The sequence below is a fragment of the Plantactinospora veratri genome (genome assembly GCF_036421995.1).
Taxonomy (GTDB): Bacteria; Actinomycetota; Actinomycetes; order Mycobacteriales; family Micromonosporaceae; genus Plantactinospora; species Plantactinospora veratri.
The window spans coordinates 51,712-64,921 of sequence record NZ_JAZGQL010000031.1 but is presented as its reverse complement, the minus strand read 5'-3'; the positions used below and the strand labels follow the sequence as shown (position 1 = coordinate 64,921).

The 13,210-nt window shown below is 72.0% G+C and carries 11 protein-coding genes and 1 riboswitch; of the genes, 8 read left to right on the top strand and 3 right to left on the bottom strand.

Annotated elements, in window-relative coordinates; translation table 11 throughout:
• Positions 1 to 80 precede the first annotated feature (80 nt).
• From V1634_RS30235 to V1634_RS30220, 4 genes are all read left to right on the top strand, one after another.
• A complete protein-coding gene (locus V1634_RS30235; protein ID WP_101368904.1) occupies positions 81 to 344 on the top strand; it encodes a cell division protein CrgA in 264 nt (87 codons plus the stop codon).
• A 206-nt stretch (positions 345 to 550) separates the two neighbouring features.
• Positions 551 to 2,710 carry a (Fe-S)-binding protein gene (locus V1634_RS30230; RefSeq protein WP_331211129.1) on the top strand — a complete coding sequence of 720 codons (2,160 nt, stop codon included), beginning with the start codon at positions 551 to 553 and terminating at the stop codon, positions 2,708 to 2,710.
• A gap of 131 nt (positions 2,711 to 2,841) precedes the next feature.
• Positions 2,842 to 4,083: a sensor histidine kinase gene (locus V1634_RS30225; RefSeq protein WP_331211128.1), complete on the top strand. Its 1,242-nt coding sequence runs from the start codon at positions 2,842 to 2,844 to the stop codon at positions 4,081 to 4,083.
• Positions 4,074 to 4,718: a response regulator transcription factor gene (locus V1634_RS30220; RefSeq protein WP_331211127.1), complete on the top strand. Its 645-nt coding sequence runs from the start codon at positions 4,074 to 4,076 to the stop codon at positions 4,716 to 4,718. Before V1634_RS30225 ends, V1634_RS30220 begins: the two co-directional genes overlap by 10 nt.
• Positions 4,719 to 4,781: 63 nt before the next feature.
• Here V1634_RS30220 and V1634_RS30215 read toward each other — a convergent pair whose 3' ends face one another.
• Positions 4,782 to 5,450 (bottom strand): DedA family protein, encoded by a 669-nt coding sequence (locus tag V1634_RS30215; protein ID WP_331211126.1) that lies wholly within the window; start codon positions 5,448 to 5,450, stop codon positions 4,782 to 4,784.
• A gap of 200 nt (positions 5,451 to 5,650) precedes the next feature.
• On the opposite strand from V1634_RS30215, the gene V1634_RS30210 reads away from it, so the two are divergent.
• The 3 genes from V1634_RS30210 to V1634_RS30200 all read left to right on the top strand — a co-directional run bounded on the left by V1634_RS30210 (position 5,651) and on the right by V1634_RS30200 (position 8,982).
• Positions 5,651 to 6,382 carry a hypothetical protein gene (locus V1634_RS30210; RefSeq protein ID WP_331211125.1) on the top strand — a complete coding sequence of 244 codons (732 nt, stop codon included), beginning with the start codon at positions 5,651 to 5,653 and terminating at the stop codon, positions 6,380 to 6,382.
• A 201-nt stretch (positions 6,383 to 6,583) separates the two neighbouring features.
• A complete protein-coding gene (locus V1634_RS30205) occupies positions 6,584 to 7,930 on the top strand; it encodes a hemolysin family protein (protein ID WP_331211124.1) in 1,347 nt (448 codons plus the stop codon).
• Positions 7,927 to 8,982 (top strand): hemolysin family protein, encoded by a 1,056-nt coding sequence (locus V1634_RS30200; protein ID WP_331211123.1) that lies wholly within the window; start codon positions 7,927 to 7,929, stop codon positions 8,980 to 8,982. Before V1634_RS30205 ends, V1634_RS30200 begins: the two co-directional genes overlap by 4 nt.
• Here the strand turns inward: V1634_RS30200 and V1634_RS30195 are convergent.
• On the bottom strand, positions 8,979 to 10,967 hold the full coding sequence (locus V1634_RS30195) for an N-acetylmuramoyl-L-alanine amidase (protein ID WP_331211122.1): 1,989 nt from the start codon (positions 10,965 to 10,967) through the stop codon (positions 8,979 to 8,981). The two genes, V1634_RS30200 and V1634_RS30195, sit on opposite strands and share 4 nt — an antisense overlap.
• A 287-nt stretch (positions 10,968 to 11,254) precedes the next feature.
• Positions 11,255 to 11,395: riboswitch (cyclic di-AMP (ydaO/yuaA leader) on the top strand.
• Between the two features lie 138 nt (positions 11,396 to 11,533).
• Here V1634_RS30195 and V1634_RS30190 point away from each other — a divergent pair.
• On the top strand, positions 11,534 to 12,448 hold the full coding sequence (locus tag V1634_RS30190) for a C40 family peptidase (protein ID WP_331211121.1): 915 nt from the start codon (positions 11,534 to 11,536) through the stop codon (positions 12,446 to 12,448).
• Between the two features lie 95 nt (positions 12,449 to 12,543).
• Here V1634_RS30190 and dcd read toward each other — a convergent pair whose 3' ends face one another.
• Positions 12,544 to 13,122 carry a dCTP deaminase gene (dcd, locus tag V1634_RS30185; protein ID WP_101368913.1) on the bottom strand — a complete coding sequence of 193 codons (579 nt, stop codon included), beginning with the start codon at positions 13,120 to 13,122 and terminating at the stop codon, positions 12,544 to 12,546.
• Positions 13,123 to 13,210: the final 88 nt, after the last annotated feature.

The following is a 13,210-nucleotide window of genomic DNA, read 5'->3' as shown; positions in this document are numbered from 1 at the left end:
AACATTATTGGCCATGGACCGTCGCCCTTGCGTCCGGTTGTCAGGCCGGACGAGGATCACCACCCCCTCAGGAGAGCGCCGTGCCCAAGTCACAGGTACGTAAGAAGAAGGTGTACACCCCGCCGACGGACGTTCGTCCCACGTCCACCGCGGCGACCCGTAAGCCTAGCCCGGTGTGGCTGCCGGCCACGGCGGTCGGGTTGATCGTCTTCGGCATCGGCTGGCTGGTGGTCTTCTACCTGTCCGACATGGAGTACCCCGTCGCCACCTGGCGGTACTGGAACCTCGCCATCGGCTTCGGCGCGATGGTCGGTTCGCTGGGCCTGCTCTCCCGCTGGCGCTGACTCCGGTCCGACATCCCGCCCCGGCGGTCCCGTCCGGGGCTGCCGGTGCCGAACGCCTCGCTGCCCATCTCGGCCCTGTTGACCGTCGCTGCGAGGATAGTCACGTTACCAACGAGTAACCTCTCCGCGTAGGCTTCGTACGTCGGCGCCGCCGGTCGGCCGGCGGCGGACGAGGTCAGACAGCAGGACGGGGAGGGCCAACAGGCATGGGCAGCATCCAGATCGTCACCACGATCCTCGCCGCCGGCATCACCGCGGTCGCGGTGTGGCTGGCGACGCGCGCGGTGCTGCGGATGACCGCGGTGATCCGGCTCGGCCAGCCCGACCCGACGCGCTTCAGCGACCGGGGTCTCCGGGCCCGGAACATGCTGGTCGAGACGCTCGGCCACACCCGGATGCTGCGCTGGAGCGTGGTGGGCGCCGCGCACTGGTTCGTGATGGTCGCCTTCCTCGTCCTCTCGCTGCTGGTGCTGGAGGCGTACTTCGAGGTGGTCACCCCGACCGGGGGACTGCCGCTGATCGGGCACTGGGTCGGCTACGGACTGGTCACCGAGCTGATCGGGATCCTCGGGGTGGTCGGGATCCTGGTGCTGATCGGCATCCGGCTGGCCAACCGGCCGAGCAACCCGGCCCGCCGCTCCCGGTTCACCGGCTCGACCATGTGGCAGGGCTACTTCGTCGAGGCCGTGGTGCTGGCCGTACTGGTCTGCGGCTTCCTGATCCGCGGCTTCAAGGTCGCCACCGACCACTTCGAGTTCCCGGCCTGGGCCACCCCGGTCAGCCACGCCGTCGGCGCGGTGCTGCCGGCCTGGGACGCGGGCACCAGCGTCACCGCACTGGTGAAGATCGCGATCTCGATGACCTGGGTCATCGTCATCTCGCTGAACGTCACCATGGGGGTTGCCTGGCACCGGTTCGCCGCCTTCCCCAACATCTTCTTCAAGCGCGACCCCGGCCGGACCGGCTCCGGACTCGGCGCGCTGCGCCCGATGACCAGCAACGGCAAGCCGCTCGACTTCGAGGAGGCCGACCCCGAGAAAGACCAGTTCGGGGTGGCCCAGGTCGAGCAGTTCAGCTGGAAGGGGCTGCTGGACTTCACCACCTGCACCGAGTGCGGGCGGTGCCAGTCGCAGTGCCCGGCCTGGAACACCGGCAAGCCGCTCTCACCGAAGCTGCTGGTGCTGTCGCTGCGCGACCACGCGTACGCCAAGGCGCCGTACCTGCTCGCCGGTGGCGGCAAGGACCTGACCGGCGAGGAGAAGGCGACCGAGGCCCAGTTGGCGCACCTGGACGTGCTGGCGCTGGCCGAGGCGAACCGGCCGCTGATCGGCGGCGCCGAGGAACTCGGCGTGATCGACCCGGACGTGCTCTGGTCCTGTACCACCTGCGGCGCCTGCGTCGAGCAGTGCCCGGTCGACATCGAGCACGTCGACCACATCGTGGACATGCGTCGCTACCAGGTGCTGATCGAGTCGAGCTTCCCCTCCGAGGCCGGCGTGATGCTGCGCAACCTGGAGAACAAGGGCAACCCGTGGGGCGCCCCGCCGAACACCCGGGAGGACTGGACCAAGGGCCTCGACTTCGAGGTACCCCGGGTCGGCGAGGTCGACGACTTCGAGTACCTCTTCTGGGTCGGCTGTGCCGGTGCGTTCGAGGACCGGGCCAAGAAGACCACCCGGGCGGTGGCCACCCTGCTGAACCAGGCCGGGGTGAACTTCGCCATCCTCGGCGAGGGCGAGACCTGTAGCGGTGACCCGGCCAGGCGGATCGGCAACGAGTTCGTCTTCCAGATGCTCGCGCAGCAGAACGTCGAGACCCTCAACGAGGCCTTCGGCGACCGCGAGCCGGCGAAGCGCAAGATCGTCGCCACCTGTCCGCACTGCTTCAACACCCTCGGCAACGAGTACGGCGAACTCGGCGGCCAGTTCGAGGTCGTGCACCACACCCAGTTGCTGGCCCACCTGGTCGCCGAGGGACGACTCACCCCGGTACAGCCGGTCGACGGCGGGCTGACCTACCACGACCCGTGCTACCTGGGCCGGCACAACCGGGTCTTCACCCCGCCCCGTGAGGTGCTCGGCGCGGCGGCGGCCGACGGGATCACCGAGATGCCCCGCAACCAGGAGCGCTCCTTCTGCTGTGGCGCCGGCGGTGCCCGGATGTGGATGGAGGAGCGGATCGGCAAGCGGATCAACGTCGACCGGGTCGAGGAGGCGATGTCGACCGGCGCGAAGACGATCGCGGTCGGCTGCCCGTTCTGCTCGACGATGCTGAGCGACGGCGTCAACGGCAAGGAGGCCGGGGACCAGGTCGAGGTGGTCGACGTCGCCACCGTGCTGCTCCGCTCGGTCAAGCCGGGCGCCTGACCACCCGCCCGACCGGACGACTGCCGGCCCGACCGGACGACCGCCGGCCCGACCATCCCCGGGGTCGGGCGGGCGGTGCGGAGTTCCGTCGCCGGCAGGCTGTGGAAAACCACAACGGTAGCCTTCGACACGTGCCACAGCAGGGGATCGGGACGACCGACGCGGTGCCGGGCGGGCCGGACGAGACCGCCGGCCGGGTGCCGCCATGGGACCGTCCGGAGAGCCGCCCACCCTGGTGGTCGTTCCGTACCGGTCTGCGGCTTGCCACCGGGGTGCTGCTCGGCGCCGCCACCGCGACGGCCGGCCTGGGCTACCTGGTCGGCGCGCTGCTCGGCTACGCCGTACTGGCCCGCTTCCCGCAGGCTCGGCGGTGGCTGGGTGGGCTGGCCCGCCGGCTCGCCGAGTACGACCGGCGACGGGTCGAGCGGTTCCTCGGCGACAGCCCGGCAGGCGTGGTCACCGACGCCCGCGCGATGAGCTACCTGGCCGCCCGGCTGCCGGTCGGGGTACTCGGCGGGATCGTGCTGGGGATGATGCTGTACGGCGCGGTCGTGGTCTGCGCCGTGGTGGTCGGCTGGGTGATCGGACGCCCGGTCGACGAGATCGAGGCCACGCCGCTGATCGTGGCGTACTTCGCCGTGTTCGCCCTGGTACTGCTCTTCCTCGCCGTGCAGGGGGTGCTCGGCGTCGCGGCGCTGGACCGCCGGCTGGCCCGGCGGTTCCTCGGGCCGAACGGCCGGGAGGCGCTCGAACGCCGGATCACCGAGCTGTCCACCAGCCGGGCCGGGGTGGTGGCGGCGGTCGACGCGGAGCGGCGTCGGATCGAGCGGGACCTGCACGACGGCGTCCAGCAGCGGCTGGTCGCGCTCGGCATGCTGGTCGGCCGGGCGCGCCGGGCCACCGACCCCGCCAGGGCGGCGGAGCTGCTGCGGCAGGCGCACGAGGAGTCCGGCCGGGTCCTCGAAGACCTCCGCGAGGTGGCCTGGCGGGTCTATCCGACCGCGCTGGACAACCTGGGGCTGGCCGACGCGCTGGCCCGGGTCGCCGAGCACGCCGGGCTGCCGGTCCGGATCGACCACCGGCTGACCGCGCGGCCGGCGCGGGCGGTCGAGACGGCCGCGTACTTCGTGGTCTCGGAGGCGGTCACGAATGCCGCCAAGCACGCCCGGGCCAGCCGGGTCGACGTCGAGGTCGCGGTCCGGGACGGCCGGCTGGTCGTGACGGTCGTCGACGACGGCGTCGGCGGGGCCGACCCGACCGGGGGCGGTCTTTCCGGGCTGGCCCGCCGGGTCGCCGCCCTGGACGGCCGACTCCGGGTGGCGAGCCCGGTCGGCGGCCCCACCACCGTCGTCGCGGAGCTTCCATGCGGGTGATGTTGGCCGAGGACTCGATCCTGCTCCGGGAGGGGCTGGTTCGGCTGCTGGCCGAGGAGGGGCACCAGGTCGCGGCCGCCGTCGGGGACGCGACCGCCCTGGTCGCGGCCGTCGGGGCCGATCCGCCGGAGGCGGTGGTGGTCGACGTACGGATGCCGCCGACCCACACCGACGAGGGGCTGCGCGCCGCACTGGAGATCCGCCGCCGCTGGCCCGCCGTCGGGGTCCTGGTGCTCTCCCAGTACGTCGAGAAGCGTTACGCCGTGGAGCTGCTGACCAGCCAGAGCGGCGGGGTCGGCTACCTGCTCAAGGACCGGGTGGCCCAGGTCGGCGAGTTCCTCGACGCGCTGACCCGGGTGGGCGACGGCGGTGCCGCCTTCGATCCGGAGGTGGTACGCCAACTGCTCGCCCGGACCAGCCACACCGACCCGCTGAGCCGGTTGACCGTACGGGAGCGGGCGGTGCTGGACCTGATGGCGCAGGGGCACACCAACGCCGCCATCGCCGGGCAGTTGCACGTCTCGCAGAGCGCCGTCGAGAAGCACGTGAACGCCATCTTCGACAAACTCGACCTGGCGCACGTCACCGGGTACAGCCGGCGGGTGCTCGCGGTACTCCGCTACCTGGGCGGCTGAGGTGTAAGGAAGGGCCCCTTCTACAACAGAAAACGATAAGAAGGGGCCCTTCCTTACACCTCGTCACATCCGGTGGCGGCTGCGCGGCCGGTCGCGCCGGGAGAGCCGGGAGAGTACGAACCAGCCGACCGCGAGCGCCACGGCCACGATCACCACCTTCTGGAAGAGGCTGGCGTACTCCTCGACCAGGTGCCAGTTCTCGCCGAGCAGATAGCCGGCCAGCACGAAGACGGTGTTCCAGATCAGGCTGCCGAGGGCGGTGCAGAGCAGGAAGGTGCCCAGTCGCATCCGTTCGATGCCGGCCGGGATGGAGATCAGGCTGCGGAAGATCGGGATCATCCGGCCGAGGAGGACCGTCTTGACGCCGTGCCGGACGAACCACGCCTCGGTACGGTCCACGTCGGCGAGCTTGACCAGCGGCAGCCGGGCGGCGATGGCCCGGGTACGTTCCCGGCCGAGCAGCGCGCCGACGTAGTAGAGCGCGAGCGCGCCGACCACCGAGCCGAGGGTGGTCCAGAAGATCGCCGACCAGAGGCTCATCTCGCCCCGGCTGGCGGCGAAGCCGGCGAGCGGCAGGATGATCTCGCTGGGTAGCGGCGGGAAGAGGTTCTCCAGCGCCACCGCCAGGCCCGCTCCGGGGGCGCCGAGCGTGTCCATCAGGTCGGTCGCCCACTCGGCGATCCCGCTCAGCGGGGTGGGCTCGGCGGCCGTCGGAGCCGTATCATCGATCATGAATCCGACGCTAGCCGGTGCCACCTGTCCAAACCCTGTGGAGCGGCGCCCGATCAGCCACGGGCGGCCACAGTCACGGACTGCGGTGAACCACATACGGCGTTCGTTCGTACCTGTCGATGTTGGACCGCCGTGGCGGTCTCCAACCAGGCGATGGTGGCCGGCGACGGCCCCTCAGACCGCGAGGAGGCGGGCGCCGCGTGGCGGAAAGCGCACCAGACCGGATGGCGGTGGAGTCGAGCGGACGGCACCGGAAGGCCCGACCGGTCGACCGGCGGGACCGGTCGGGACGCCGGCTCCGGCTGATCTCCACCGTCGGCCTCGGAGTTGGGCTGCTGCTCCTCGCCATCCCGTTCGGGGCGGAGACGCTCCGGACGACGCTGTGGGGTGGCGGGACCGAGCCGGAGGTCGGGGTACCGGTGGCGGTGGCCGACCCGCCGGCATCGGAGTCGCCGGTGGCCGGGCCGACTCCGGACGCCGCGCTGCCGACCGGTACGCCCGACGCGACCCCGACGGCGACTCCGAGCCCGACCCCCCGGGCCAGCGATGCTCCGGCGTCGCCCCCGACGACGCCGTCGCGGCCACCGCTGCACGGAGCGGGTGCGGCGGTACCGACGCCGCCCGCGACCACCGCCCCACCCTCCTCGCCGGCCGCTCCGCCGCCGCCCCCACCGCCCGCGCAGCCCGTACTGCTCGGTCCGGACGACCGGGACGGGCTGGCCCGGATGATGGACCGCTACTGCGACGAGCACGTGGGCGGGGCGAGCTGGGCGGACACCCGTGGCGACGGCGGTTGGGAGTGCGAGCGGCTGCTGCTGTCGTCCCGGACGATCGACATCGACCGGGCCTGTCGGGACACCTACGGCGACGGCGCGTTCGCGGAGAACCGGGAGGGCCGGGATCCGTTCGGTTGGCGCTGCTTCCGGCGCTGAACATCGCGTTCCTGGCCTGGACCGGATCGTCCGGGAGGCGGGTCCGGGGAGCCGTGACGGCGGCGATCCCGGTGGCCGGACCGCCCCGCGCACCGGGCAGCCGGCGCCTGGTCGGGCCGGTACTGTGCTCGATATTCGCGGGCGGGACGCAACCACGGTCGAGGTGAACGCATCATCGACGCCCTACTCCTCAGCACCCTGTTGCCGTTGGTCGGCTTCGTCCTGTTGACCGGCGGGAACGCGTTCTTCGTCGCGGCCGAGTTCGCGCTGGTCACCGTCGACCGGGCGGAACTCGACCGGCGGGTGGCCGGCGGCGACCGGCGGGCCGGTACGGTCCGCAAGGCGTTGCGGGAACTCTCCTTCCAGCTTTCCGGCGCGCAGCTCGGGATCACCATCACCGCCCTGCTCACCGGCTATCTGGCCGAGCCGGCGCTGGCGAAGCTCTTCAGCCCGCTGCTCCGGCCACTCGCCGGAGAGGCCACCGGGCGGGTGACCCCGCTGCTCGCGCTGGCCCTGGCTACGCTCCTCTCGATGCTCTTCGGCGAGCTGGTGCCGAAGAACGCCGCGCTGGCCCGGCCGATGCCGGCCGCGCTGGCCACCGCCGGGCCGATGCGGGGCTTCTCCCGGATCTTCGGCTGGCTGATCCGGGCCCTGAACAATTCGGCCAACTGGCTGGTCCGCCGGCTCGGCGTCGAACCGCAGGAGGAGCTGGCCAGTGCCCGGTCGCCGGAGGAACTCGGTCTGCTGGCGGCGATCTCCGCACAGGCCGGGGCGCTGCCCCGGGAGACCGCGATGCTGCTGCAACGGACGATCCGGTTCGGTGACAAGCGGGCCGCCGAGGCGATGACGCCCCGGGTCGACGTGGTCGCGCTGCGGGCCACCGCCTCGGTCGCCGAGTTGCTGGCGCTGGCCCAGCAGACCGGCCGGACCCGGTTCCCGGTCTACGAGGAGACCGTCGACCTGGTCACCGGGGTGGCCGGGGTCGTCGACGCGCTCGGCGTACCGCTGAACCGGCGGGCCTTCACCACGGTGGCCGCGGTGGCCCGGGAGCCGGTGTACGTGCCGGAGAGCCTGGACCTGGACGGGGTGCTCGCGGCGCTGCGCGGCGCCGGTGCGGACCTGGCGATCGTGGTCGACGAGTACGGCGGCACCGACGGCGTGGTCACGGTGGAGGACCTGGTCGAGGAGCTGGTCGGGGAGATCGCCGACGAGTTCGACCCGGTCGCCGACGGCTCCACCCGGTACGCGGCGGGGCCGGTCGAGGAGGCCGCCGAGGAGAGCGCGGTCGAGTTGACGGTGCCTGGCGGCGAACGCACCGTGCTGGTCGACGGGGTGCTGCGCGAGGACGAGCTGGTCGAGCAGGTCGGCTTCCGGCTGCCCGAGGGTCCGTACGAGACGCTGGCCGGGTTCCTGCTGGCCCGGCTCGGCCACATCCCGGTGGCCGGCGAGACCGTGCAGGAGCAGGGCTTCGAGTTCACCGTGGTCGAGGTGGTCCGGCACCGGATCGAGCAGGTCCGGGTGGTCCGGCCCGAGGAGGCCGCCGAATGAACCTGCTGATCACCCTGGGGCTGCTGCTCGGCAACGCCTTCTTCGTGGGCAGCGAGTTCGCGCTGATCGCGTCCCGGCGTACCGTGCTCGAACCGCTGGCGGCGGGGTCGAAGCGGGCCCGGTGGGCGCTGTCGGCGATGAACCAGATCCCGCTGATGATCGCGGGTGCCCAGCTCGGCATCACCATCTGCTCCCTCGGCCTCGGCGCCATAGCCGAGCCGGCCCTGGCGCACCTGCTGGAGGAGCCGATCCACGCCGTCGGGCTGCCGGACGGCGCGGTGCATCCGGTCGCCTTCGTGATCGCGCTCGGCGTGGTGGTCTTCCTGCACACCGTGATCGGCGAGATGGTGCCGAAGAACATCACCCTGGCCGGGCCGGAGCCGTCCGCGCTCTGGCTCGGGCCGGCGATGCTGGCGTTCTGCGTGGCGACCAAGCCGCTGCTGCTGGCGATGAAGTGGGCGTCGGCCCGGATCCTGCGGCTGTGGCGGATCGAGGCCGCCGACGCGGTCAAGACGGTCTTCACGGCCGAGGAGCTGGCCGGGCTGGTCTCGCAGGCGCGGACCGAGGGGTTGCTCGGCTCCGAGGAGCACGCCCGGATCACCGGCGCGCTGGCGCTGAACCGGCGTACCGCCGCCGACGCGCTGCGGCCCTGGGCCACGGTCACCACGGTGGCCGAGGACGTCTCCCCGGCCTCCCTGGAGGTGCTGGCGACGCGTACCGGCCGGTCCCGGTTCCCGGTGGTGCAGCGGGCCACCCGCCGGGTGCTGGGCTTCGTGCACGTCAAGGACGTCCTCGGGTACTCCGGTGCGGCCCGCCGGGCGCCGGTGCCGACGGAGCTGCTCCGGCCGCTGGCCGTGGTGCCGCCGGAGCGCAGCCTCGCCGACCTGCTGCTGTCGATGCGCCGGGAGCGCCGGCACATGGTGCTGGTCAGCGACGGGCGGGTGCCGATGGGGGTGGTCACCCTGGACGACGTGCTCACCGCCGTCGTCGGGGCGGCCACCGACCCCACCGGCACCGCACAGCAGCCCGCGCCGGCCGCCGGCCAGGTCTAGCCCGGGGCGCCGACCGGCGACGGCAGCAGGTGTACGTCGTCGGCGTTCACGAACATGATCCGGTGGCCGAACTGGATCTGGACGTACCGCAGGTCGCCCCGGATCACCGTCCAGTCACCGGGTGAGGAGCCGTCGAAGGTGGTGGCCCGGTAGTACTCGCTGGGCAGTACGTTGCCGACGGCGTAGCGCTGCCCGGCGGCGAGGGTGTACTGCAACGGCGTGACCGCCTGCACCGGCACGCCGGCCGGGTAGGCGTCGGCCTCCGGGTACGCCCGGCCGTACACCGGGATCGTGGCCCGGCCCGGCTTCGGCGTCGCGACCAGCCCGACCGTCCACTTCGCCGTGGGGTTGCTCCTCGGGTTGTGGAACCAGCCCTTCTGCCCGAGATACCAGATCGCGGTCCAGTCGCCCTGTCGGCCGGCGAGCGCGTAGGTCTGCCCGGCGGAGGCCCGCGCACCGTGGTCGGAGATGTGCATGGTGTTCGGGGTGCCGTCCGGGCGCAGCGCGATGTCGTTGACCAGCGGCGCGTCGGCGGCCGGCGCGCTGCGCAGGATCACCGAGGAGGAGCCGCGTGACGGGCAGGGTACCCCGGCGGTGTCGCAGCCGGTGAAGGCCGGCCGGTTGGTGGCGAAGTCCGGGTCGATGGTGACCAGGCCGGCGGCCGGGATGCCGATGCCCCGGAACGGGGCCTTGAGCAGGTCGAAGTAGTGCGACCAGTCCCAGTACGGGCCGGGGTCCCAGTGCATGCCGCGCACGTTCGCCGGCAGGATGCCGGGTACGTTGTCGTGCCCGATGACGTGGTCGCGGTCCAGCGGGATGTCGTACCGGTCGGCGAGGTAGCGGACGAGTTTGGCCGAGGTCCGGTACATCGCCTCGGTGTACCAGGTGCCCTGGGCGGCGAAGCCCTCGTGTTCGAGGCCGATCGCCTTGGCGTTGACGTACCAGTTGCCGGCGTGCCAGGCGACGTCCTTGCCCTTCACGTGCTGCGCGATGTGCCCGTCCGCCGAGCGGAGCGTGTACTGCCAGCTCACGTAGGTCGGGTCCTGCACCAGCCGCAGGGTGGTGTCGTAGCTGCCCTCGGTGTCGTGGATGACGATGTATTCGATCTTCTGCCGGGCGGGCCGGTCGGAGAGGTCGTGGTTGCCGTAGTCGCCGTCCCCGAACGCCTGGTAGGGGGCGGGGATCCATTCGCAGGAGATGTCGCGCGGGCACTCCAGCCCGTCCGGGCGGGGCGCGCCGGGCAGGCCGAGCCGGTCCAGCCAGGAGCGCTGCGGGGCGATCCCCGGCCGGCCGGGCAGGGTGATCCGGTGGCCGTCGTCGGTGGTCCGGCTGGCGCCCTCGGCGATGGTCCGGTACACCTCGTCGGCGAAGGCCGCCGCGGCGTCCGCGCGGTCGCTGCCGGCGTACCGGGCCACCGCGCCGTACCAGGCCGCCGGGTCGCTGGCCCGGCCCGTCGGCGCGGCCAGCGCCTTCTGGTACGACGCCAGCAGCGCCGCCCCGCCGCGGATGTTCGCCGCCGGTTCGGCGCGGAGCAGGTGCTCGTCGACTCCGGTGAGTGCGACGGCGGCGTCCAGGGTCTGCCCGCCGGGCGGTGCGTCGGCGCTCCGGTCGAGGTGCGGGCCGGCGGGTCCGGGCACCGGTCGGGCGGGTCGGGCCGGGTCGCCGCGTCGGTCCTCGCCGTGCTCGGGGTGCCCCGTTGGCTCGGCGGCCAGCCCGGCGACGTCGGTGAGGTGCATCGGGCCGTACCCGCCGCTGGTGCTCGGGGTGCCGGCGTTCGTGTCCCAGCGGGATTCCAGATAGGAGACTCCGAGCAGCACGCTCTCGGGTACGCCGAACTCGGCCGCCGCGGCGGCGTACTCCTGTTGCCGGGTGTCGGCGGGCGCGGCGGTGGCTGGCGCGGGGCTGGCCGGCAGCAGCGCGGCGGCGCCGACGACCGCGGCGCCGATCGCGATTCTCCTGCTCAGCGGCTGTTTCGTGGGAAGCATCGAACCTCCATGAGCCGGGGGTGGGCCTGCCGATCACCCTCCACCCGGGACCGGTGCTGGTCAATACCTGCCGACCAAGGTCGTCACTATGTAGGAATCCTTCACGTATACCGAGCGTGATCGGCGGGTTCGGGCTTCCGGTTCGGTGGGTGCGAACGCTCCCACCGTCAGCGACCGATCCGATACATAACGAATCGACTCAGATCACGGGGTTGCGTTTGGATAACACCCTTCTCTAGTGTTGGGGACCGTCGAGCCGACGGCAGGCCGCCTAGCCGGGCGGCGACGTCTCGACACCGCCGAATCGTCACACTGAGCGAACCGGGGACCCGAGGTTCATGGGGTGAATCCGCGTCTCACGCGGTAGGGCGACAATCTTCCCGCCCGAACCCGTCAGCTAACCCGGTAGGCGGGCTACGGAAGAAGGAGTACGGACCCCGGTGGCTCCCCCTGCCCCGCCGCGGTCGCCATCCCTCCGATCGGCCTCCGCCGACGCCGGGAACGCGAAGCCGCGCCCTCGAAGGTCCATTCTCGCCATTGCGCTCACGGCACTGGCCAGCGCCGCCGTGCTGTTCACCGGCACGACGCCGGCGCTCGCCGAACCGTCGGTGGCCGAGATCGAGCAGCAGATCGACACCGCCTGGCGCAAACTGGAGCCGGTCGTCGAGAAGCACAACGCCACCCGGCAGGACCTGACCGCGAAGAAGAAGCAGGCCGCCGCCCTGCAGAAGAAGATCGCCCCGCTCCAGTCGCAGATCGACGCCGCGATGAACCGGGTGAGCGACTTCGCCGTGCAGGCGTACAAGGGCGACAAGGCATCCGCGGTCAACGCCCTGCTCACCACGAAGTCGCCGACCGCGCTCGTCGGCCAGCTCTCGGTGCTCGACCAGTTCGCCCGGCAGCAGCAGCGCGAGGTGCAGGCGGTCGTCGACCTCAAGAACAAGTACGCCTCCCAGAAGGCCCCGCTGGACCGGCTGGTCACCCAGTTGACCAAGACCGAGGCGGAACTGGCGGCGAAGAAGAAGGAGATCGACGCCGAGGTCGAGCGGTTGCAGAAGCTGCGGATCCAGGCGTACGGGAACGGCTCCGCCGGCCCGCTGCGGCCCGCGCCCTGCCCGGCGACCTACCCCGGTGGCCCGGCCGGCCAGGCGGTCAAGTTCGCCTGTGCCCAGATCGGCAAGCCGTACAAGTGGGGTGCGGAAGGCCCCAGCTCGTACGACTGCTCCGGCCTGACCCTGGCCGCCTGGGCGAAGGGCGGCGTCGGGCTGCCGCACAACGCCCGGGCGCAGCGCGGGCAGGTGAAGTCGGTCAGCCGCTCCCAGCTACGCCCCGGTGACCTCGTCTTCTACTACGCCGACCTCAGCCACGTCGGCATGTACGTCGGCGGCGGATGGATCGTGCACGCCTCCCGGGCCGGCGAGCCGGTGAAGATGAAGCGGATGGACGACGGCGAGATCCACAGCTTCGGCAGACCTGGCTGACGTCTCGCCGACCGACCGTGTCAACGGAGGAACCCCCGTCGCGCAACTGCGGCGGGGGTTCCTCCTTCGGTCCGTGTCGACGCCCGGACGCGGCCTCAGCGGGTGGGCCAGGTGCGCCAGTTCTGCCAGGAGCGGCTCGGGGTCGGGCCGCGCTGCCCCTGGTAGCGCGAGCCGTAGACGGCCGACCCGTACGGGTGGGCGGACGGCGACGAGAGCCGGAAGATACAGAGCTGGCCGATCTTCATCCCGGGCCAGAGCCGGATCGGCAGGTTGGCCACGTTCGACAGCTCCAGCGTGACGTGCCCGGAGAAGCCGGGGTCGATGAAGCCGGCGGTCGAGTGGGTGAGCAGGCCGAGCCGGCCGAGGCTGGATTTTCCTTCGAGCCGGCCCGCGAGCTGGTCGCCCAGCGAGATCACCTCCAGGGTGGAGGCGAGCACGAACTCACCCGGGTGCAGCACGAACGGCTCGCCGTCCGGCACGTCGACCAGCGAGGTCAGCTCGTCCTGCTGCACCGCCGGGTCGATGTGCGTGTAGAGATGGTTGTTGAAGACCCGGAAGAGCCGGTCCAGGCGTACGTCGATGCTCGACGGCTGCACCAGCGCGGGCTCGAACGGCTCCAGCGCGAGCGTGCCCGCCTTGATCTCGATCACTAGGTCGTGGTCGGAGAGCAGCACCGGACCACCTTAGCGGTCGGGCGGAGCCGGCCGGCCACGACCTCGCCGATGGGTGGGATGAGGGTGGGTTCGGGGTAGGTGATCGAAC

Excerpts from the sequence above, each read along its gene's own strand:
- V1634_RS30230 (WP_331211129.1), top strand. The coding sequence starts at position 551 with ATGGGCAGCATCCAGATCGTCACCACGATCCTCGCCGCCGGCATCACC.
- V1634_RS30220 (WP_331211127.1), top strand. The coding sequence starts at position 4,074 with ATGCGGGTGATGTTGGCCGAGGACTCGATCCTGCTCCGGGAGGGGCTG.
- V1634_RS30215 (WP_331211126.1), bottom strand. The coding sequence starts at position 5,450 with ATGATCGATGATACGGCTCCGACGGCCGCCGAGCCCACCCCGCTGAGC.
- V1634_RS30200 (WP_331211123.1), top strand. The coding sequence starts at position 7,927 with ATGAACCTGCTGATCACCCTGGGGCTGCTGCTCGGCAACGCCTTCTTC.
- V1634_RS30195 (WP_331211122.1), bottom strand. The coding sequence starts at position 10,967 with ATGCTTCCCACGAAACAGCCGCTGAGCAGGAGAATCGCGATCGGCGCC.